Genomic DNA, 21,223 nt, shown 5'->3' with positions numbered 1-21,223 from the left:
GGCTTCATCAACGATATGCGCCCGGCCGGACCATGGCCGTGGCGCTCGCCCGATGGGGCTGGGCCGCTATGCCGAAAGGTGTTCGTACAGGATCGCCGCACCCACGCCGATCAGGATGATGCCGCCGATCACCTCGGCACGCCGGCCCACGATGGCACCGAGTACGCGGCCAAGCATGATGCCCAGCGTCACCATGCTGAACGTGCACAGCCCGATCACCACCGCCACGACCGCGATCGGAATGTCGACGAAGGCCAGCCCCACGCCCACGGCCAGCGCGTCGATGCTGGTGGAGAAGCCGGTGATGGCCAGCGGGACGAAACCGTGCTTCTTCGCATCGTCCACTGTCTCGTCCGTGGCCGGCTTGAGCGCGTTCCAGATCATGTGCAGGCCCAGCGCCAGCAGCAGGCCGAAAGCCACCCAGTGATCCCACGTTTCGATATAGCGTGAAGCGCTCTTGCCCAGCAGCCAGCCAAGCACCGGGGTGATCGCCTCGATCACGCCGAAAATCAGGCCGGCACGCAGCGCCTGGCCGAGCCGGGGCCGGGTCATCGCCGCGCCCTTGCCGATCGCCGCCGCGAACGCGTCGGTGGACATGGCGAAGCCGAGCAGCAAAATGGAAAGGGGATTCATGGATGGCCGGATCGGTCGGGCAAGGCGCAACGGCACGACGGCGCGCCCCACCGCTGTGGCGCCGTCAGCCGTTGGTCTCGCCAACCAGGATCGGTGTCTTCGCCACGGCAGGATAAGCCGAGCATGTTGACGAAGACGCCTCGCCGAAGCGAGGCAGGCTACTCCCCAAAAGATGGGGGACACACCGGCATGGCCGGGATGTCCAGCGCCAATTCTAGCATGGAGCGGATTCGGACGGCCGGCGATCCACGCTACAATTGGCGGTTCGCGCTCCAGCCGACCCGCCATCCATGTCCACCCATCTCCAAGAAACCCGCCGCCGTCGCACGTTCGCCATCGTCAGCCATCCTGACGCGGGCAAGACCACGCTGACCGAAAAGCTGCTGCTGTTCGGCGGCGCGATCCAGATGGCGGGGTCGGTGAAGGGGCGCAAGGCGGCGCGGCATGCGACGTCCGACTGGATGGCGCTGGAGAAGGAGCGCGGCATCTCGGTAACCTCGTCGGTGATGCAGTTTCCGTACGAGGGCAAGATCGTCAACCTGCTCGACACGCCGGGACACGCGGACTTCTCCGAGGACACCTATCGCGTGCTGACCGCGGTGGATTCGGCGCTGATGGTGATCGACTGCGCCAAGGGCGTGGAGGAACGCACGATCAAGTTGATGGAAGTCTGCCGGCTGCGTGACACGCCGATCATGACCTTCATCAACAAGCTCGACCGCGAGGGTCGCTCGCCGATCGAATTGCTGGACGAAGTGGAGTCGGTGCTCGGCATCGCCTGTGCGCCGGTGACCTGGCCGATCGGCATGGGCAAGCGGCTGAAGGGTGTGTACCACCTGCTGCTGGACGAAGTGCACATCTTCGAGCAGGGCAAGAATTTCACCCGCCAGGATTCGACCATCTTCGACGGCCTCGATGCGCCGGGCCTGCTGGAGAAGATCGGCGACGAGGCGATGCGTGAGCTGCGCGAGGAACTCGAACTGGTTCAAGGCGCCGCGCCCTCGTTCGAGATGGACGAGTACCTCGCCGGCCGGCAGACGCCGGTGTTCTTCGGTTCGGCGGTGAACAATTTCGGCGTGCAGCTGTTGCTGGATTTCTTCGTGGAACACGCGCCCAGCCCGCGTCCGCGCGGCACGCTCACTCGCCTGGTGCAGCCGCAGGAAGAAAAGCTCACCGGCTTCGTGTTCAAGATCCAGGCCAACATGGACCCGGCGCATCGCGACCGCGTGGCGTTCATGCGCGTGTGCTCGGGAACGTACACGGCCGGCATGAAGATGATCCAGACGCGTACCGGCAAGGACATCCGCATCGCCAACGCGCTGACCTTCATGGCCAGCGACCGCGAGATCGTGGAGACCGCGTATCCCGGCGACGTGATCGGCCTGCACAACCACGGCACCATCACGATCGGCGACACCTTCACCGAAGGCGAGTCGATCAACTTCACCGGCATCCCGAACTTCGCGCCGGAGCTGTTCCGCCGCGCGCGCCTGCGCGACCCGCTGAAGATGAAGGCGCTGCAGAAGGGCCTGGCGCAGTTGAGCGAAGAAGGCGCCACCCAGTTCTTCCGCCCGCTGATGTCGAACGACCTGATCCTGGGCGCGGTCGGCGTGCTGCAGTTCGACGTGGTGGCGTACCGGCTGAAGGACGAATACAACGTCGACGCCAGTTTCGAGCCGGTGACGGTGACCACCGCGCGCTGGGTGCATTGCGACGACGAGAAGAAGATGGCCGAGTTTCGCGAGAAGAATGCGATGAACCTCGCCATCGACGGCGCCGGCGAGCTGGTCTACATCGCGCCGACGCGGGTGAACCTGCAACTGGCGCAGGAGCGCTGGCCGCAGGTGCGATTTGCCAACACGCGTGAGCATGCGGCATCGGTCGAGATGTAACTGCCGCGCACCGGCGAGTGGACGCCGGGCATGACAGCTGCCACTAGGCGGGCCCTGTCGCGACTGCTAGCGTGCTGGTCTTTCCAGACAGGGGCCCACCACCATGCACGACGCGTCAGTTGCCTTTGCCACACCCGACGGCGCACCGCGCTGGAAACGCTGGCTGCTGTTCTCGCCGCTGGCGCGCATCGTGATCTTCGTGCTGATGTTCATGGCGCTGAGCTTCGGCATGGGCGCGCTGGTTCATGCGCTTGGCTGGGGTGGCAAGGACGCGCCGGCCAACGTGCACGCCTTGGGGCAGTTCCTGATGCGTGCCGTGCCGGCGCTGCTCGCCTATCTGCTGCTGGTGAAGCTGGTGGAACGGCGCCCGATCACCGAGCTGGCACCGCGCAGGCTGCTGCGTGACGGCATCGTCGGCCTGCTCGGCGGCTTGCTGCTGTTCAGCGCGGTGGTCGGCGTGCTGTATCTGCTGGGCAGCTATCACGTCATCGGCACCAACCCCGACGCACAATGGCTGCCGGCGATGCTGATGGTGGGGCTGGGCGCGGGTATCGGCGAGGAGATCATCTGTCGCGGCGTGCTGTTCCGCATCGTCGAGGAAGGCCTGGGCACCTGGGTCGCGCTGATCGTCTCGGCGCTGTTCTTCGGCGCCGCGCATATCGCCAATCCCGGTGCCACGCTGTGGAGTTCGGCGGCCATCGCGATCGAGGCCGGCCTGCTGTTCGGCATGCTCTATCACGTGACGCGCTCGCTGCCGCTCTGCATGGGCCTGCACGCGGCATGGAACTTCGCCCAGGGCACGATCTACGGCATCCCCGTCTCCGGCCTCAAGGCCGATGGCTGGCTGGTGTCCACGCGCAGCGGCCCGGACTGGCTCAGCGGCGGCGTGTTCGGTGCCGAGGCGTCGGTGATCGCGCTGACCCTGTGCTCGCTGGGCACGCTCGCCCTGCTGGCCGTCGCCGTGCGCCGCGGCTCGATTGTGCCGCGCCGGTCCTGGCGGCGGCTCGGTCGTCACTGAGCCACGGCGTACGGCCGGCTATGGTTCGGCGGCAGCACAGACTAATCTGTTGCTGGCGCAGTGGTCGATCCGACGACTGCGCGACAGATCGCCCATCGGACCACCGTGGCTCGCATGCAGCAACCTACCCGACCGAAAAAGAGCTCCTGGCTCGCCGACCAGCCGCTGCAGCGCAAGATGATGCTGGCGATCGGTCTGCTGCTGGGCCTGTTCCTGCTGACCAGCCTGGTCACCCTGCACTCGCTGCATCAGCAGGAAAGCAATCGTCATTGGGCGACGCACACCAATCAGGTGCTGCTCGAACTTGATCATGTGCAGCGTGCGCTGCAGACCAGTCAGATCGGCGCGCGCGGCTACATGCTGACCCAGCGCGCCGACCAGCGGGCGATGTTCGAGAGCGGCACCCGCGACCTGCGTGAGCGCATCGCCTCTCTGCGCAAGATGACCGCCGACAACCAGCTGCAGCAATTGCGCACCGATTCGCTGGAAAAGATGGCGGCACAATGGCAGCGCGAAATGACGGCCAATGCGGTCGACCCGATCGCCCGACTGAAGGGCACCGATACGACGGCGAAGGCGCTGGAACTGCAGCGCATCCAGTCGAGCTATCTGGAGCACCGCGCGGTTCGCAGCGAGGATCTGTACGCCGTCATCGACCAGATGATCGTCGAGGAGAATCAGCTGCTGACGGCGCGCAACCAGCAACTCGATGACGCCCTGATCACCACCAAAGTGATCAACATCATTGCAGTACTGCTCGGCATCCTGCTCGGGATGACGGTGATCCGGCTGACTTCGCAGCTGGTAAGCCGGCCGCTGCGCCGGCTCACCAACCTGATGACACGGTTGTCCAGGCATGATCATGATTTCGAGATCCGCCGGCTCGACCGTCGCGACGAGATTGGCGAAATTTCCCGCGCGCTGCAGGTGTTCAAGCAGATGTCGCTGGATACCGAAGCGCAGACCTGGATCAGATCGCGGGTGGCGGATATTTCGCATGTACTGTTGCAGGCAACCACCCACAAGGATTTCGCGCAGTGGCTGACCAGCGAACTGGTGCCGTTGTGCAAGGCCGGCGTCGGCCTGTTCTATTCGTTCGACGATACGCGCCAACGCCTCGACCTGCTGGGCAGCTATGGCCTGCGCCTGAGCAACCGTTCGACCGATCACTACCTGCCCGGCGAGGGGTTGGTGGGCCAGTGCGCGATCGAGCGCAAGGCCATCATGCTCGACGACGTGCCGGAGAATTACCTGCACATCGACTCCGGCAGCGGCGAGGCCCTGCCGAGCTACGTCGCGATCCTGCCGGTGCTCTACCGCGATACGCTGATCGGCGTGCTGGAACTGGCCGGCTTCGTGCCGATCACCACGCAGCAGAAGCAGTTGCTGGATGAGTTGCTGCCGATCGTGGCGTTGACCCTGGAAAACCTCAACCGCACGATCCACACGCATGACCTGCTGCTGCAGACGCGGGAACAAGCCGACGATTTGCGTGTGTCCGAACTGGTGATGCGTCAGCAGAAGGAAGTGCTGCGCGACAACAACGAGGCACTGCAGGCGAAGACGGCCGAGCTGGAGGAACAGTCCGAACGGCTGATTGCCTCGGAGGAAGAGCTGCGCGTGCAGGCCGAAGAGCTGCAAGCGTCCAACGAGGAATTGCGCGAGAAGACCGACAGCCTGAACCGGCAGAAATATGTGCTGGAGGATCTTCAGCAGGAAACCGCCGACAAGGCTGCCGAGCTGGCGCGGGCCAGCCAGTACAAGTCCGAGTTCCTGGCCAACATGTCGCACGAGTTGCGCACACCGCTGAACAGCCTGCTGATCCTGTCGCGCAGCCTGGCCGACAACGACACCGGCAACCTCGACGAAGAACAGATCGAATCGGCGCGGATCATCCACGACGCCGGCAACAGCCTGCTGCACCTGATCAACGACATCCTCGACCTGTCCAAGGTCGAGGCCGGCAAGATGGAACTGGTGATCGACGATCTGGTGCTGGCCAGCCTGGTGCAGCGGCTGCGGCGCACGTTTGCGCATGTCGCCGGGGAAAAGGGCCTGGACTTCACGCTGGAGATCGAGCCCGACCTGCCAGCGATCCTTCGCACCGACGGCAACAAGCTCGAGCAGATCGCCAACAACCTGCTCAGCAATGCGTTCAAGTTCACCGCTGGTGGTGCGGTGAGCCTTCACATCGGGCGCCCCGACAGCGAGACCGACGTTCCCGAGGCGCTGTTCGGCCAGCCGTTGATCGCGATGACGGTGAGCGATAGCGGCATCGGCATTCCACCGGACAAGCTCCAGCGCGTGTTCAATGCGTTCGAGCAGGTGGACGCCGGCACCAGCCGACAGTTCGGCGGCACCGGGCTGGGCCTGGCGATCTCGCGGCGGATGGCGCAATTGCTCGGTGGCGACATCGTGCTGCGCAGCGAAAGCGGCCGTGGCAGCTGCTTTACCGTGTTGCTGCCCGAAACACCACCGGTGCCATCCGAGGTCGCTGCCGATGTGCCACACATCGGCGCCACCAGACTCAGCCGGGCAACGTCACCGTATCTGCTGCCTGAGGTGATCGATGACGATCGCCGCTCGCTGCTGCCCGGCCAGATCTCGATCCTGGTGATCGAGGACGATCCTGCATTCGCGCGCATCCTGATCGACATCATCCATCGCCAGGGCTATCGCGCGCTAGCCGCCGTCGATGGCGAATCGGGCCTGCAGCTGGCGCGCGAACACCGTCCCACCGGCATCCTGCTGGACGTCGCATTGCCGGCGATGGATGGCTGGACGGTACTCGACAAGCTCAAGGCCGACGACACCACGCGGGCGATCCCGGTGCACTTCATCTCGGCCACCGACAGCAGCACACATGGACTGGAGCGTGGCGCCGTGGGCTTCCTGACCAAGCCGGTCAGTCGCGAGTCGATCGGCACCGCGCTGGAGCGCCTGCTGCACTTCGCTGTCGGTCAGCGACGACACCTGCTGATCGTCGACGACGATGCCGGCTCGCGCACCGCCGTGCGCACCATGCTGCGCGCCGACAGCGTACAGATCGACGAAGCGGGCTCAGCCGAGGAGGCGCTGGAGAAGATCGCCCACACCGGCTACGACTGCATCGTGCTCGACCTGGGCCTGCCCGGCATGTCCGGACTCGAATTGCTGGAGAAGCTGGCGGACACGGCCAGCGGCGTGCCGCCGGTGGTGGTGTATTCCGGCCGCGAACTGAGCCGCGAGGAAACCCTGAAATTGCGCCAGTACACCGATGCCATCGTGCTCAAGGGCGCACGCTCGACCGAGCAGCTATTCGACGAGGTCAGCCTGTTCCTGCACAGCATCCAGCATGCGCCGCCCGGGGTCGCCGCCGAATCGGCCGCCGCCAGCGAGCTGACCGGCCGTCGCGTGATGCTAGTGGACGACGACATGCGCAACCTGTTTGCGCTGTCCAAGGTGCTGCGCGGCTGGGGGCTGCAAGTGAGCATGGCGCAGGACGGGCCCAAGGCGCTGAAGATGCTGGCCGAGGTCGAAGCACCGGAACTGGTGCTGATGGACATCATGATGCCTGGCATGGATGGCTACGAGACCATTCGCGCGATCCGCACACAGCCGCATTTCGCCAGCCTGCCAATCATCGCGCTGACCGCCAAGGCAATGCGCGGCGATCGCGAGAAGTGCCTGGAGATGGGTGCCAGCGATTATCTGTCCAAGCCGATCGACATCGACAAGCTGGCATCGCTGATACGCGTGTGGCTGCAGCGCTGACCGCGATGCCGACCCTCCTCGATCGAGCCTGACAGTGCGGCCGTTCACACCGGCCATTGCCGATAGCGACTAAGGTTCGCCATGGACCCAACCGCTCCGCCATCGACATGAACGCGATGTTGCCGAAAATCCTGGTGGTCGACGATACCGCTGCCAACCTGGTCGCGATGCGTCGGTTGCTCGCGCATAGCGGCGCGCAGATTCTCGAGGCTCGCAGCGGCAACGAGGCGCTGGCGCTGTGTCTGGACCATCAATTTGCGTTGATCCTACTCGACGTCAACATGCCCGACATGGATGGCTTCGAGGTGGCGGCCCTGCTGGGCGAAACCGAGCAGCTGCGCGATACCCCGATCATCTTCGTCACCGCCGCCTACGCCGACGACATGAACCGGCTCAAGGGCTATCGCTCCGGTGCGGTGGATTACATCGCCAAGCCGATCAACGATGTGATTCTGCAGTCCAAGGTGCGCGTGTTTCTCGAGCTGTATACGGCGCGCGCCGAATTGCAGCACGCGATGGCCGAACTGGCCGAGCGCAACCGCCAGCTCACCGAGGAAGTGGCCGAACGCGAGCTGATCGAGACGATGGTCCGTCACCAGGCCAGTCATGACTTGCTGACCGGCCTGCCCAATCGCATGCTGTTTCAGGATCGCCTGCATGTCGCGATCCAGCGCGCACATCGCCATCATCAGCGCTTCGCCCTGGCCTTCATCGATATCGACGGCTTCAAGGGCGTCAACGATGAGCACGGCCATGCGGCGGGCGATGTATTGCTGCAGGAAATCGCGGCGCGGCTGTCTGCGCAGCTACGTGGCAACGACACCGTGGCGCGGCTGGGTGGCGACGAGTTCGCACTGATTCTGGAGGACATGAGCGACCCGCAGCAGGCGTTGCAGCTCGGCGAGAAACTGTGTTCCGTGCTGGGCGAGCCGTACATGCTGCGCGTGGATGGCTGTTCGATCGAGGTGCGCATCGGCGCCAGCATTGGCATCGCACCGTTCGTGACTGATGATCGCCCCGATGCCGACGAGCAGTTGGTCCAGACCGCCGACCGCGCCATGTACGCGGCCAAACGCAGCGGCAAGAATCGCTGCGTGCTGGCGGGCTGAACGTTCGCGGCTTGCCTGCCGCTGGACAACGCGTTCAGGCATGTCTGCGCGGAGACACCCACATCATGACGCGAGCGCGGAATACCACTTCACCGGCAGCATCGGTGATCTGCACATCGACCGGCCATTGGTAGCCGTCGACAGCGGAGTGCACCATCGTCTCGGGCGTAGCGACTCCATGCAGTGTACCCACCGCCTTTTTCAGGTACTCGACGGTCATGCCCTTGGGAATCCAGCGCATGTCGGCCGGAATGGTCGCGTCGGTCATCACGCCGGCGCTGAGTTCGGCCAGGTTGCACAGCGCGATCGCATGCACGGTGCCGATATGGTTGTGCACGCGGTGGCGGTCGCGGATGCGCACTTCGCAACGCCCCGGCTCCAGCGCCACGAATCGCGGCGCGATCGTGGCGAAGTACGGCGCCTTGAAACAGACCAGCCGCGAAAAGATCCAGTGGCCGGCCGGCCAGCGCGTGATGCGGCGGTACAGCGACAGCACGGACACAGTCATCGGCGATCTCCGGGAAAAAAGTCGGCCCGCGCCTGGTGTCGTAGTAGCGACATCAAACGCGGGCCGGTAGCTACATGTTGCCGTCTGCTTACTTGTCCGCGCGGGTCTTGAAAGCGCGCAGCTCCTCCGGTGCGAAATCGTCCACCGAAATGAACTCGAACACGCCTTCGCGCACGCGCTTCAGCAGCGCTGCCTCGCTGGCATTCAGCACGCCGGACCGCTCCGCTTCGGCCAGCTGATCCATGTAGTCGTGCGTCGTGAACTGGCCACTCTTCTGCGCCTTGCCGAACTTGCGATCGACCGGTTCGGCCGCGATCACGTCCGGCAGCAATGCATTCATGCGGCCGACCGTGTTGTTCGCCGTCGGCGTCAGGTAGACCCATTCCATCAGGCGATCGCGCGCCTCGCTGGGGCCGCTGATCAACGCAGCAACGCGGCGGCCCAGGCGATCGGACGGCGGCACTTCGCGGCGACCGAACGGGAACACCAGCACGCGCAGCAGCCACGACACCGGGCGCACCGGGAAGTTGCGGATCGCCCCATCCAGCGCCATCTGCATGTTCCATACGCACTGGTGGAACGCCCAGGCCAGCAGCGGACGGTCCGCTTCCGGCCGGCCGGTGTCCTCGTAGCGCTTGAGCATGCTGCTGGCGATGTACAGGTAGCTCAGTACGTCGCCGAGGCGCGCCGACAGTTTCTCCTTGAACTTCAGCTTGCCGCCGAGCACGCCCATGAACACGTCGGCGCACAGCGCCAGCGCGGCGGAATAACGATCGAGCTTGCGGTAGTAGCGGCGTGTATAAGCATCGCCCGCGCTCTCGCCGAGACGCGAGCCGGTGAGACCCATCGCGAAGCTGCGCACTGCGTTGGATACACCGAAGCCGAGATGGCCGAACAGCAGGCGGTCGAAGGTCTTCAGCTGCTCGCCGCGGTCGGTGATCGACAGCGCCTGCATTTCCTTCAGCACGTACGGATGACAGCGGATCGCACCCTGGCCGAAGATCATCAGACTGCGCGTCATGATGTTGGCGCCTTCCACGGTGATCGCGATCGGCACGCCCTGCCATGCGCGGCCGGCATAGTTGCTCGGGCCGAGCTGCACGCCCTTGCCGCCGAGCACGTCCATCGCGTCGCCGGCGACCTGCCGGCCCCATTCGGTGGCGTGGTATTTCGCGATAGCCGACGGCACCGCAGGCTTCTCGCCGCGATCTACCGCGGCAGCAGTAGCGCGGGAGAGCGCCGCGGTGGCGTAGGTCAGACCACCGATGCGTGCCAGCGCTTCCTCGACACCCTCGAAGCGGGCGATCGCCAGACCGAACTGCTTGCGCATGCGCGCGTACGCGCCGACCGAGGCCACCGCACCGCGCAGCGCGCCAGTGGCATTGGACGGCAGCGAGATCGCGCGCCCCACCGACAGGCACTCGACCAGCATGCGCCAGCCGTGGCCGGCCATGTGCGGGCCGCCGATCAGGGTGGACAGCGGCACGAACATGTCCTTGCCGTGGATCGGGCCATTCTGGAATGGCACGTTCAACGGGAAGTGGCGACGCCCGATCTGCAGGCCCGGCGTCGAGCGCGGCAGCAACGCCAGGGTGATGCCGAGGTCGTCCTGCTCACCGAGCAGGTGCTCGGGGTCGTACATGCGGAACGCCAGTCCGATCACCGTGGCGATCGGCGCCAGCGTGATGTAGCGCTTGTCGAAGGTGAGCTTGATGCCGAGCGTATCGACGCCGTCGACGCTCTGCCTGCAGACGATGCCGAAGTCGGGAATCGAGGTGGCGTCGGAGCCGGCGTACGGGCCGGTGAGTGCGAAGCAGGGAATCTCCTCGCCCACCGCCAATCGCGGCAGGTAGTGGTTCTTCTGCTCCTCGCTGCCGTAATGCAGCAGCAGTTCGGCCGGCCCCAGCGAGTTCGGCACCGACACGGTCGAGGCCACCGTCGCCGACATCGTGGCCAGCTTCTGCAGCACCGCCGAATGCGCCAGCGCGGAGAACTGCAGGCCGCCGTACTGCTTCGGGATGATCATGCCGAAGAAGCGATTCTTCTTGATGAACTCCCACACATTCGGCGGCAGGTCGGCCAGCTCGTGGGTGATCTGCCAGTCATCGATCATGCCGCAGAGTTCTTCCACCGGGCCGTCGATGAATGCCTGCTCCTCCACGCTCAGCTCGGGCTTGGGCTGCTTGAGCAGCTCATGCCAGTTCGGCTTGCCGGAGAACAGCTCACCCTCGAAGCCGACCGTGCCCGCTTCCAGCGCGGTCTGCTCGGTCTCGGACAGTTTCGGAGTGACCTTGGCGAACAGCTTCAACAGCGGCGCGCTGATCTGGCGTCGACGAAAATCCACCAGCAGCAGCGGCACGGCGATCAGCAGCTCGACGATCAACAGGATTGCCGTGGTCCATGGTGCATGGGCGATCAGACCGACCACCAGGGTGGCGACGATCGTGACGATCGCCCAAGTGCGCAGGCTGCTGCGATGGTAGGCACAGGTACCGGTGGCAATCAGCGCCGCCAGCAGGGTCAGTATCACGGACATCACGAACACCTCATCACGGTTGGGCCGCGCCGGCATGTCGCCGGTCGGCGGATGGATCCAGACTTTGCACGAAACGGACGACTTCGCGCATGAATGCATCATTCGCGTCGCCCGCCACCATGTGCGTGGCGTGCGACAGTTCCACATGCTGCGCATGCGGCACCAATTGCATGAATTCGTCGACGGTGGCGCGCGACACCACGTCACTGCGGGCACCGGACAGCAGCAGCACGGGGAGGTCGATCTTTGCCGCAGCTGCCTGCAGGCGCGGCTGGTAACGCTCGCTTTCCTGCACCACGCCACCGGCCAGCAGCGCCGGGTCCCAGTGCCAGCGTAGCCGGCCATCCGCACCTTCGCGCAGCAGCGGACGCAGTTGCTCCTCGCTCTTGCGCTCGCGCCGCTGCGGCAGATACGCGGCGATCTGTTCGGCCGCATCGGCGTAATTCGCGAAGCCGTCCGGATGTGCCTGCATGAACGCGAGAATGCGTTCCACCCCGGCGGTTTCCCAGCGCGGCGTGATGTCGACCAGCACCAGCGCGCGGAACGGTACAGGCCGCATTTCGCCGGCAAGCACGATGCCCAGCAGGCCGCCCATCGAGGCGCCGACCAGGATCGGTGGCTGCGGCTGCGCTTCCGCCAGTCGCAGCAAATCGTCGGCGAACTGATCCATGTGGTACCCACCTCCAGAATCCGCGCCGCCAGCCACACGATCACTTTCGCCATGACCGCGGGTGTCGTACGTGACGCAGCGGCATCCTGCGTCCGCCAGCGCGGAGGCGGCACCGTTCCAGGCCCCTCGGGTTTGACCGAAACCGTGCGCGAACAGGAGCGTCGGACTGCCGTCCGGATTGCGTGTCTCTACCGCCAGACCCAGATCGGCGACGGGGAACCGGCTGATGGCCGGCGGCGCGTGGATATCGTATACCATACGGATGAGTATGGATTGCCTCCACGAGTGTCGTCAACCGCCCCTGCCGATACCGGTGCAAGCAGCCGATGCATCCGTCGGGCGACCACATTACAAATACGCGAGGTATGGCTACCATACGCACATGAATGTCAGTAGCAAGCCAGAACGCACCCGCCTGTCCGCCGAAGATTGGGAACTTGCCGCCCTCCATCTGATTGCCGAACAAGGTGTCGGCGCCTTGGCTGTGGAGGCACTGGCACGCCAGCTTGGCGTGACCAAGGGCAGCTTCTACTGGCATTTCCGTACCCGCGAAGCCCTTCTGAATGCGGCGCTGGAGCGTTGGGAGCAATACGGCGAGCGCGAGATCATCAGCCAGATTGAGCAGATTGCCGATCCGCGCAAACGCCTGCCCGAACTGTTCCGCCGGGTAGCGCATGAGTTGCAGCCACATCGCGTGTATGCCTCGCTGCTCAAGGCACTGGATCATCCCCAGGTCGTGCCCGTGATGGCACGCGTATCGCAGCGACGGATGGAATTTCTGACTACAGCCTACCGCGAAGCCGGCTTGCCGCCGCCGCAGGCGTTGAACCGGGCACGGCTGACCTACGCGGCCTACGTGGGTTTCCTGCAGCTGAACTTCACGCTGGGCCTGCCGCGGATCAACCACGAGGAATTCGAGGCCTACGTGGAGCACATGATCGCGACCCTGATTCCGGCCTGACGCACTTAGCAGATATCCCCTACGGCGCCATCTGGCGCCGTTTTTGTTGCAAGAAACCTTGCAATACCAGTGCACGCAAACTACCGTTTCAGATCAATTTTTCTGAAAACCTTAGAGGGACACGATGGCCAGCAAGCTGGAAGCGCTCGAGCATTGGGTAAACGAAGTGGCGGCGCTGACGCGTCCCGCCCGGATTCACTGGTGCGATGGCTCGGATGCCGAATACCAGGCGCTGGTACAGCAGATGCTGCAGACCGGCACCCTGATCGAGCTGAACCAGCAGACCCATCCGGGCTGCTATCTGCACCGCTCCAATCCTTCCGACGTCGCGCGTGTCGAGCACCTGACCTTCGTCTGTCATCCCGACGAACAGGACGCCGGCCCGAACAACCACTGGATGGCACCGGCCGAAGCGCACGCGAAGATCGATGCACTGTTCGATGGCTGCATGGTTGGCCGCACCATGTACGTGATTCCGTACTGCATGGGACCGATCGACTCACCGCTGGCGCGTTGCGGGGTGGAGATCACCGACAGCCCGTACGTGGTCGCCAACATGAGGATCATGACCCGCATGGGCGCTGCGGCGCAGGCACGGATCGAGCGTGAAGGCACGTTCATCAAGGGGCTGCATTCCACCGGCGAACTTGATCCCGAGCGTCGTTTCATCATGCACTTTCCGGCCGAACTGTCGATCAAGTCGTACGGTTCCGGCTATGGCGGCAATGCGCTGCTGGGCAAGAAATGTCATGCGCTGCGCATCGCCAGTCATCAGGCACGCAGCGAAGGCTGGCTGGCCGAGCACATGCTGATCGTCGGCATCGAGAACCCGCAGGGCGAGACGCATTACATCGCCGCCGCGTTCCCCTCCGCCTGCGGCAAGACCAACCTGTCGATGCTGATCCCGCCGGAAGGCTATCTGCGCGATGGCTGGAAGGTGTGGACGATCGGCGACGATATCTGCTGGATGCGTCCCGGCGCGGATGGGCGGCTGTACGCAATCAATCCGGAGGCTGGTTTCTTCGGCGTGGCCCCGGGCACCAGCGGCAGCACCAATCACAATGCGTTGACCAGCATCTCGCACGACACCATTTTCACCAATGTCGCAGTCACCGCCGATAACCAGCCGTGGTGGGAAGGCCTGCCCGGCACGCCGGCCATCGACTGGCAGGGGCGTCCCTTTGACCCGGCCAATGGTCCCGCCGCGCACCCGAACTCGCGTTTCACGGTCAGCGCGAAGCAGTGTCCGACCTGGTCGGAGATGGCTGAGGCAGCCCAAGGCGTGCCGATCAGCGCGATCGTGTTCGGCGGCCGTCGCCCGTCACTTCTGCCGCTGGTGATGGAGGCGCGCGACTGGACCCACGGTGTGCTGATGGGTGCCGCGATGGGCTCGGAAACCACTGCCGCCGCCACCGGCACGGTCGGTGTACTACGCCGCGACTCGATGGCGATGAAACCGTTCTGCGGCTATCACTATGGCGACTATTTCGCACACTGGCTGTCGTTCGACCAGCCCGGCGCGAAGCTGCCGAAGGTGTTCCACGTCAACTGGTTCCGCAAGGGCGCCAACGGCAAGTTCCTGTGGCCGGGTTTCGGCGACAACCTGCGCGTGCTGGAGTGGATGATCAACCGCGTCGAGGATCGCGTCGATGGCGTCGAAACCCCGATCGGCATCCTCCCGGGCGATGGTGAACTCAAGGTCGACGGACTCAGGCTCGATCCCGCACAGCTCGATGCATTGCTCGACGTGGACAACGCCGGCTGGCAGGCCGAACTGGCTGCCATCGGCGAGTATCTGCAAACCTTCGTGCCACATCTGCCGGAGCGCCTGCGCGAAGAGCAGCAACGCGTGGCCAGGGCACTGGATGCAGCTGACGACGCCCAGCCACGTCAGGAAGCCACCGCGCACTGACCGATCGTATCCCGGACGGTTCACCATTCCTTCCGGGATGTCGTTGACGCTGTGGCACGGTAGTGATTCAAACCCTTTCGCACGACAGCGCATCCAAGCTGGCAAGATGATCGCCGCCTGCCCTGCCATTGGAAGCTCCATGTCGCCTGCCTCAACGGGAGCCACCGACACCGATGACGTGCGCGCCGCAGCTGCCGGTGATCGTCATGCATTCCAGCGGCTCTACCGGCTGCACGTCGGCCGCGTGCATGGCGCGGTATACCGTCTCGCCGGCTACGACCACGCACGCGCCGAAGACCTCACCCAGGACGCCTTCATCCGCGCCTGGCAGAAACTGCCCGGCTTCCGCCATGAGAGCGCGTTCGGCACCTGGCTGTACCGGCTCGCGGTGAACGTGGCGCTGATGGATATCCGCGCCCGCGGCGCCGACCCCGTCAGCATGCTCGACGACGATCACCTGCCGGACACCGGCGCAACTCCGTTTTGCGCCGCCGAGCGCGAGGAACTGGAACGCGCGATCGGCCTGCTGCCGCCGCGCGCCCGCGCCGTGCTGGTATTGCACGATATCGAGGGCTGGCGACACGAGGAGATCGGCGGCGAGCTTGGCATGGCGGTCGGCACATCGAAAGCGCAACTGCATCGCGCACGTGGTCTGTTGCGCAAGGTTTTGGGAGAAAAGTCATGAACGAATTCGAATGGCGCCGCCAATTGCGCGACCTGCGCCAGCCGCTCACGCCGCAGCGCGACCTGTGGGTTTCGATCGATGCCGCACTGGACGACACCACATTGGCCCGTGCGCCGGCAATGCCGCCGACACCACTCCATCAACCGAGGCACCGCCAACGCTGGCTGGTTGCCGCTGGTCTCGCGGCATCGTTGCTGCTGGTCGGTGGCATCGGCTGGCATCGGCTGCAGGCACCGGCGACCCGATCGATGGCTGGCGTCGCTTCATCCTCCGCTGGCTGGAAACCGGCCGACCCGCGTCTGGCCGGTGCCGCGATCGAGCTGGATGCCGCACGCATGGAACTGCAGCTGGCGATCCAGCAGGCGCCCGATTCAGCGGCCTTGCAGCGCCTGCTCAGCCGCACCCAACTGCAACAGACGCAATTGCGCCAACTGACCGATCAGGCCGGTTGATACCCACAGGAATGATCATGAAAACCAACCGCTACCTTCCGCTGCTGCTGTGTCTGTGCATCGGCCAGGCTCTGGCCGACACGCCGATCCAGTTGCGCCACGACGCCACTGCAACCGCCCATGTCAGCATCAGCAACATCGCCGGCACGGTGAACGTGATCGCCTGGGACCGCAACGAAGTGCAGGTCAGCGGCCGACTCGGCGACGGCAGCAAGCCGCTGGTAATCACCGGCAGCAATGGCGACTTGTCGATCAAGGTCGAGCCGCTGGGCGGTTCCGGCTGGTTCAACTGGGGTGGTGACAGCAAGATGGCGCCGACTACGCTGGAACTGCATGTGCCCAAGGCGGCTTCGCTCAGTGTCGATGTGATCAGTGCACCGCTGGTCATCGACGGCATGGCCGGCGGCAACATCGAGGTCAATACCGTCAGCGGCAAGGCGCGCATCAACGCGCGCACGCCATCGCTGAAAGTGGACAGTGTCAGCGGTGGCATCGAACTGGCTGGCCATGCCGAACAGGCCGACCTGCAAACCGTGAGCGGCGAGATCCTCGCGCCCTCGCTCGGCAGCGACGTGAAGCTGCAAACCATTTCCGGCCGCATCCAGGCCGCGGGCGGACCGTGGCAGAAACTGGCGCTCAGCACGGTATCCGGTGATGTACAACTGACGGGCGCCCTGATTCCCCAGGGTACGCTCGCTATCGACAGCATGAGCGGCGACGTGCAGCTGCAGCTACCCGCCAATACCTCAGGCAGTCTGCACGCCAGCAGTTTCAGCGGCGACCTGCGCAGCGATTTCGGCACACCGACGAAACCCGAACACGGCCCCGGCAGCTCGCTGGACGTCCGCCTCGGCGACGGTCACGGCAAGATCAATGTCGAAACCTTCAGTGGCGACCTGCGCGTCCGCAAACAGAACTGACCACGGGCCGCCCGCCATCCCATACCAAAACGCCGTCGCGGCAGCGACGGCGTCAACAGTTCAACCGAAAGTTTCCTGCCGGCGGGTCAGAGATCCTGGTGGTACTGCACGTACGGTGTACGTGACTGATCCGGTTCCGGACCCACCGGGGTGTTGGCGGGTGTACCGGACGACCACAGGTTCTGCGCGCCAACGCTCAGCGAGCCACGCCACGGCAGGCGCCAGGTCACGCCGAGATCGATGCTGTTCCAGCGCCTGTCGGCACTGAAGTTGCCCGGAATGCCGGCCTGCGGTTGCATGGTGCGACCGATCAGTACGCCACTCAACGGGCCGTGATCGACCCCGAAACTCAACGCCTTCTGATCCAGCGCATTGATGCCAAGCAAGTTGCCCGGCAGCAGGTGGATGCGGCCGACGCTGGCACCCAGATCGATACCACTCTTGTTGCCCAAGGCCAGCCGGCCGCGCGCATTGAATTGCGAGCTGCTGTCGAAACTGGACAGCCCGTCGATACCCGGCGCGGCGCCCGGCAGCACGCGCGGCAACACGTTGTTGTTATTCGGTGTACTGGTGGCACCCACACTCAAGCCAAGGCTGTAACGGCCGGCATCATAGGTGGCACCCACTTCACTACCCAGTATCCGCGAGCCCTGGTTGTTGACCCACGAGGAGTGTTCGCTGATCTCGGCATGCGCCGAAAGCCCTGAGCCCAACCCGTACTGCAGGCCGGTTGTCATCACGCTGGCGGCATCGACCACGCGCAGCGACAGCGGGGCATTCTTGCGCAGCGCGTCGGCGCCGGTGCTGCGATCAGCCTTGAGCGCCAGCAGACGACCATCGGTACCACGCCACAGTGGCACCATGACGCCGGGTTCCACCTCGGTCATCTGATCCGGTGGTTGCGCCAGCAGACGCTCAGCCATGACGCTGTCGCCGCTCACAGACTGCCCGGCCGCGGCAAGCGGCAATAGCAAAATCAGCAGGGCGGACAGGCGGCGCATGAGCTTGGAATCGGTGGCTCTTTCAATAGGGGTATAGGCGGAGCTGAGTATATCCCGTTTTACGTTTTGCTAACACCCTGAAAACCCCTAACCAATCACAGAATGGGATAGGTTTGTGTCAAGCTTTGACCGGCCGGGACACCCGCAGTTCCCGCCGCCGCAATGCTGGCGACAGGGCCAACTTACGCGATATAAAGGGATTTGACGCTGACCTGACAGATCGTCCCGGAACCAACCATAGCCCCAATGAGCGCTACACCGACGATCCGTTCATCCCAGCCTCCTTCAGTGGCTCGGGATCTTGCGGCCTTGCGCGAAGCGGTCGAACGGCTGTTCGAAGCTCCCGACGCCGCCAGCGTGATGGAAATCTGTGAGCTCATGCTGGTCAACTTCGGCATCCAGGGCCGACTTCGCTGGCGCCGCATGGACGAGCAAGCCGGCCATATCGGTGGACAACTCGATCTGGCCGAGGACCCCCAAGGCCCGCGCACGTTGACGCTTGAATGGGCCGACCTGCCGCCGCCGGAGATCGTGCGCGACCGGCTGGACTGGCTCGGTCGGCTGGCCGATACGCGTCTGCGCCAGCTGGCCGAAATCAGTCGGCTCTACGAAGCCATCTCCCGCCTGGCCCTGGCCGAACGCCTGCAGCGTGCGCTGTACGCGATCGCCGAACAGGCAGGCGCCGAACACGACATGCCCGAAATGATGCGCTCGCTGCATGCCATCGTCAGCAGCCTGATGTATGCAGAGAATTTCTACATCGTGCTGTACGACGCGGCCACCGACACCGTCCGTTTCCCGTACTACGTCGACATCGCCGATACCGACCCGCCCTCACCTGACCAGGGCGTGCCGTTGCACGACATGCTGCACAGCCTGACCTGGACCCTGTTGCAGGAGGGTCGGCCGCTGATGGGCTCGATCGAGGAGTTGAAGCAGCAGTTCGGCGACCATTTTGTGCCGATCGGCCCGAGTTGCGAACACTGGCTGGGCGTACCGCTGCTGCGCGGCGATCGCGTGGTCGGCGGAATCGTGATGCAGAGCTATCGCGCCGACACCCATTACTCGCGACATGATCTGGAGTTGCTGAGCTATGTGGCCCAGCATGTGCAGACCGCGCTGGAACGACGCGAAGCGCATATCGAGCTGGGCCGCCGGGTAACCGATCGCACTGCGGCACTGCGCGAGGCCAATCGCGTGCTGCGCCAGCAGGTACTGCAACGCCAGCGCGGGGAACGCCTGCAGGCGGCGTTGTTCCGCATCGCTGAACTGGCGAATAACTCGGAGAGCCTGGAAAAGTTCTACGCGGCCATGCACCAGGTGATCAGCGGCCTGCTGTACGCCCGCAATTTCTATATTGCGCTGGTCGACGAGGAAAACGGGCACCTGACCTTCCCCTATTCTGTCGATGATGTCGACAACCTGCGGCCACCACGGGCGCACGGACGCGGCGTCACCGAATATGTGTTGCGCCATGCCAAGCCGCTGCTGGCCGACATGCAGGCCATCGACCATCTCATCGAAACCGGCGAAATCAGCCATTTCGGTTCGCGCTCGGTGTGCTGGCTCGGCGTGCCGCTGATCTGGGGTGGTAAGGCGCTGGGCGTGCTGGCGCTGCAAAGCTACTCACCCGAACACACCTACAACGAGCGCGACCAGGAATTGCTGACCTTCGTCAGCTACCACATCGCCAACGCGCTGCAACGCAAGCAGGCGGCGTCATCGCTGAAGCAGGCCTATGCCGGGCTGGAACGTCGCGTCACCGAGCGCACCCGCGCACTGGCGCTGGCCAATCGCGACCTGCGCGAACAGATCGCCGAACGCGAACGGGTCGAGCGGCGGTTGAAGTACGAAACCCTGCACGACTCGCTGACCGGCCTGCCGAATCGCACGCTGCTGCTGCAGCGACTGGAGCAGGCGATGCAGCGCTACGTCGCGAATCCGAACGAGCAGTTCGCCGTGCTGTTCATCGACCTGGATCGTTTCAAGGTAATCAACGACTCGGTCGGCCACCTGGTCGGCGATGACTTGTTGTTCCAGGTCGGCGGTCGCATCCGTGCCTGCCTGAAGACACGCGATGTGGTCGCGCGCCTGGGCGGCGACGAATTCGCCGTGTTGCTGGAGGGCATCGTCGACACCGGCAAGGCCACGCTGATTGCCGAGCGCATCATCAGCGAACTGCAGACGCCGTTCCGGCTTGGCACCAAGGAGATCTTCACCTCCGCCTCGATCGGTATCGCCCTGTCCAGCCCGCATTACCGCCAGCCGGAGGAGTTGCTGCGCGACGCCGATGCCGCGATGTACAACGCGAAGGACGGCGGTCGCCATCGCGCGGCGATGTTCGACGACCGTCTGCGCCGCGAAGCACTGTCACTGCTGGACATGGAAAGCGACCTGCGCCACGCGCTCAGCCGCAACGAATTCGAACCGTTCTACCAGCCGATCGTCGAACTCGCCGACGGCCGCGTTACCGGCTACGAGGCGCTGCTGCGCTGGCATCACCCCGAGCGCGGCCTGCTGCCGCCGCATGATTTTCTGCTGATCGCCGAGGAGTGCGGCTGCGCCGAGGCGATCGACTGGCAGATCTTCGAACAGGTCTGCACCCAGGCCGTGCGGCTGATCGGCAACGAGGGTTTCATCAGCATCAATGTCTCCGGCCGGCATTTCCGGTCCGCCGATCTCGACCAGCGTCTGCTGGCGCTGTTCGAGCAATACGCCGTGCCGACGCACTGCATCCGCATCGAGGTCACCGAGCACGCGTTGCTGGAGAACCCGACTCAGGTCAAGCAGATGCTGCAGAACCTGCGCAGTCATGGCGTCGGCATCGCGCTCGACGATTTCGGCACCGGCTACTCCTCGCTGAGCTATCTGCACCAGTACCCGTTCGAGACGCTGAAGATCGATCGCTCCTTCATCACGGAATTGCCGCCCGGCGACGAAGAGACCCAGGGGCTGGCACTGGTGCGCGCGATCCAGGTACTGGCTGACTCACTGCAGATGAAGGTGATTGCCGAGGGCATCGAGGATGAATCGCAGCGGCAAGCCCTGTTACGCGTCGGCTGCCGCTATGGCCAGGGCTTCCTGTTCGCCATGCCGCAGCCGGCGGCAACCTGGTTGAGTGCAGACAAGCCGCTGCTGCTGGCCTGATCGCTGCCCAACCCGGGCTCCTATCC

15 protein-coding genes and 1 riboswitch are annotated in these 21,223 nt (G+C 64.6%); of the genes, 10 read left to right on the top strand and 5 right to left on the bottom strand.

Annotated elements, in window-relative coordinates:
• Positions 1-66: 66 nt before the first annotated feature.
• A complete protein-coding gene (locus tag EAH75_RS09810) occupies positions 67-633 on the bottom strand; it encodes a manganese efflux pump MntP family protein (protein WP_140648446.1) in 567 nt (188 codons plus the stop codon).
• Between the two features lie 5 nt (positions 634-638).
• Positions 639-809: riboswitch (yybP-ykoY riboswitch) on the bottom strand.
• A gap of 114 nt (positions 810-923) precedes the next feature.
• Here EAH75_RS09810 and EAH75_RS09805 point away from each other — a divergent pair.
• From EAH75_RS09805 to EAH75_RS09790, 4 genes are all read left to right on the top strand, one after another.
• Positions 924-2,525, top strand: coding sequence for a peptide chain release factor 3 (locus EAH75_RS09805; RefSeq protein ID WP_140648445.1), 1,602 nt, complete (start codon positions 924-926; stop codon positions 2,523-2,525).
• A 103-nt stretch (positions 2,526-2,628) separates the two neighbouring features.
• On the top strand, positions 2,629-3,543 hold the full coding sequence (locus EAH75_RS09800; RefSeq protein ID WP_140648444.1) for a CPBP family intramembrane glutamic endopeptidase: 915 nt from the start codon (positions 2,629-2,631) through the stop codon (positions 3,541-3,543).
• A gap of 114 nt (positions 3,544-3,657) precedes the next feature.
• Positions 3,658-7,296 carry a response regulator gene (locus EAH75_RS09795; protein ID WP_140648443.1) on the top strand — a complete coding sequence of 1,213 codons (3,639 nt, stop codon included), beginning with the start codon at positions 3,658-3,660 and terminating at the stop codon, positions 7,294-7,296.
• A 116-nt stretch (positions 7,297-7,412) separates the two neighbouring features.
• Positions 7,413-8,405 carry a diguanylate cyclase domain-containing protein gene (locus tag EAH75_RS09790; protein ID WP_140648442.1) on the top strand — a complete coding sequence of 331 codons (993 nt, stop codon included), beginning with the start codon at positions 7,413-7,415 and terminating at the stop codon, positions 8,403-8,405.
• 34 nt (positions 8,406-8,439) lie between these two features.
• Here EAH75_RS09790 and EAH75_RS09785 read toward each other — a convergent pair whose 3' ends face one another.
• The 3 genes from EAH75_RS09785 to EAH75_RS09775 form a co-directional block, all read right to left on the bottom strand.
• Entirely contained in the window at positions 8,440-8,913 is a 474-nt protein-coding gene (locus tag EAH75_RS09785) for a hotdog fold domain-containing protein (protein WP_140648441.1), read from the bottom strand.
• Between the two features lie 88 nt (positions 8,914-9,001).
• On the bottom strand, positions 9,002-11,449 hold the full coding sequence (locus EAH75_RS09780) for an acyl-CoA dehydrogenase (protein ID WP_140648440.1): 2,448 nt from the start codon (positions 11,447-11,449) through the stop codon (positions 9,002-9,004).
• Between the two features lie 13 nt (positions 11,450-11,462).
• Entirely contained in the window at positions 11,463-12,377 is a 915-nt protein-coding gene (locus tag EAH75_RS09775; RefSeq protein ID WP_140648439.1) for an alpha/beta fold hydrolase, read from the bottom strand.
• Between the two features lie 124 nt (positions 12,378-12,501).
• On the opposite strand from EAH75_RS09775, the gene EAH75_RS09770 reads away from it, so the two are divergent.
• From EAH75_RS09770 to EAH75_RS09750, 5 genes are all read left to right on the top strand, one after another.
• Positions 12,502-13,080 carry a TetR/AcrR family transcriptional regulator gene (locus EAH75_RS09770; protein ID WP_140648438.1) on the top strand — a complete coding sequence of 193 codons (579 nt, stop codon included), beginning with the start codon at positions 12,502-12,504 and terminating at the stop codon, positions 13,078-13,080.
• 124 nt (positions 13,081-13,204) lie between these two features.
• Entirely contained in the window at positions 13,205-14,992 is a 1,788-nt protein-coding gene (locus EAH75_RS09765; protein ID WP_140648437.1) for a phosphoenolpyruvate carboxykinase (GTP), read from the top strand.
• Positions 14,993-15,131: 139 nt separating this feature from the next.
• On the top strand, positions 15,132-15,677 hold the full coding sequence (locus EAH75_RS09760) for an RNA polymerase sigma factor (protein WP_140648436.1): 546 nt from the start codon (positions 15,132-15,134) through the stop codon (positions 15,675-15,677).
• Positions 15,674-16,129, top strand: a complete 456-nt coding sequence (locus EAH75_RS09755) for a hypothetical protein (RefSeq protein WP_140648435.1) — start codon at positions 15,674-15,676, stop codon at positions 16,127-16,129. The genes EAH75_RS09760 and EAH75_RS09755 overlap by 4 nt, the downstream gene beginning before the upstream one ends.
• Before the next feature lie 17 nt (positions 16,130-16,146).
• On the top strand, positions 16,147-17,049 hold the full coding sequence (locus tag EAH75_RS09750; protein WP_140648434.1) for a DUF4097 family beta strand repeat-containing protein: 903 nt from the start codon (positions 16,147-16,149) through the stop codon (positions 17,047-17,049).
• An 86-nt stretch (positions 17,050-17,135) separates the two neighbouring features.
• Here EAH75_RS09750 and EAH75_RS09745 read toward each other — a convergent pair whose 3' ends face one another.
• Positions 17,136-18,050, bottom strand: a complete 915-nt coding sequence (locus EAH75_RS09745; RefSeq protein WP_140648433.1) for a hypothetical protein — start codon at positions 18,048-18,050, stop codon at positions 17,136-17,138.
• Between the two features lie 246 nt (positions 18,051-18,296).
• On the opposite strand from EAH75_RS09745, the gene EAH75_RS09740 reads away from it, so the two are divergent.
• Complete coding sequence (locus EAH75_RS09740) at positions 18,297-21,197, top strand: bifunctional diguanylate cyclase/phosphodiesterase (RefSeq protein ID WP_140648432.1); 2,901 nt, start codon at positions 18,297-18,299, stop codon at positions 21,195-21,197.
• Positions 21,198-21,223 lie beyond the last annotated feature (26 nt).

The sequence above is a fragment of the Rhodanobacter glycinis genome (assembly GCF_006438785.1).
GTDB lineage: Bacteria > Pseudomonadota > Gammaproteobacteria > Xanthomonadales > Rhodanobacteraceae > Rhodanobacter > Rhodanobacter glycinis_A.
Note: the sequence above shows the minus strand (reverse complement) of the source record. Positions and strands in the feature narration are given on the sequence as shown.

What these genes read in the sequence shown, in the direction of transcription:
- EAH75_RS09795 (WP_140648443.1), top strand. Translation starts at nt 3,658, where the DNA reads ATGCAGCAACCTACCCGACCGAAAAAGAGCTCCTGGCTCGCCGACCAG.
- EAH75_RS09770 (WP_140648438.1), top strand. Translation starts at nt 12,502, where the DNA reads ATGAATGTCAGTAGCAAGCCAGAACGCACCCGCCTGTCCGCCGAAGAT.
- EAH75_RS09745 (WP_140648433.1), bottom strand. Translation starts at nt 18,050, where the DNA reads ATGCGCCGCCTGTCCGCCCTGCTGATTTTGCTATTGCCGCTTGCCGCG.
- EAH75_RS09805 (WP_140648445.1), top strand. Translation starts at nt 924, where the DNA reads ATGTCCACCCATCTCCAAGAAACCCGCCGCCGTCGCACGTTCGCCATC.
- EAH75_RS09765 (WP_140648437.1), top strand. Translation starts at nt 13,205, where the DNA reads ATGGCCAGCAAGCTGGAAGCGCTCGAGCATTGGGTAAACGAAGTGGCG.
- EAH75_RS09775 (WP_140648439.1), bottom strand. Translation starts at nt 12,377, where the DNA reads ATGGTATACGATATCCACGCGCCGCCGGCCATCAGCCGGTTCCCCGTC.
- EAH75_RS09740 (WP_140648432.1), top strand. Translation starts at nt 18,297, where the DNA reads ATGAGCGCTACACCGACGATCCGTTCATCCCAGCCTCCTTCAGTGGCT.
- EAH75_RS09800 (WP_140648444.1), top strand. Translation starts at nt 2,629, where the DNA reads ATGCACGACGCGTCAGTTGCCTTTGCCACACCCGACGGCGCACCGCGC.
- EAH75_RS09755 (WP_140648435.1), top strand. Translation starts at nt 15,674, where the DNA reads ATGAACGAATTCGAATGGCGCCGCCAATTGCGCGACCTGCGCCAGCCG.
- EAH75_RS09760 (WP_140648436.1), top strand. Translation starts at nt 15,132, where the DNA reads ATGTCGCCTGCCTCAACGGGAGCCACCGACACCGATGACGTGCGCGCC.
- EAH75_RS09810 (WP_140648446.1), bottom strand. Translation starts at nt 633, where the DNA reads ATGAATCCCCTTTCCATTTTGCTGCTCGGCTTCGCCATGTCCACCGAC.
- EAH75_RS09785 (WP_140648441.1), bottom strand. Translation starts at nt 8,913, where the DNA reads ATGACTGTGTCCGTGCTGTCGCTGTACCGCCGCATCACGCGCTGGCCG.
- EAH75_RS09790 (WP_140648442.1), top strand. Translation starts at nt 7,413, where the DNA reads ATGTTGCCGAAAATCCTGGTGGTCGACGATACCGCTGCCAACCTGGTC.
- EAH75_RS09750 (WP_140648434.1), top strand. Translation starts at nt 16,147, where the DNA reads ATGAAAACCAACCGCTACCTTCCGCTGCTGCTGTGTCTGTGCATCGGC.
- EAH75_RS09780 (WP_140648440.1), bottom strand. Translation starts at nt 11,449, where the DNA reads ATGTCCGTGATACTGACCCTGCTGGCGGCGCTGATTGCCACCGGTACC.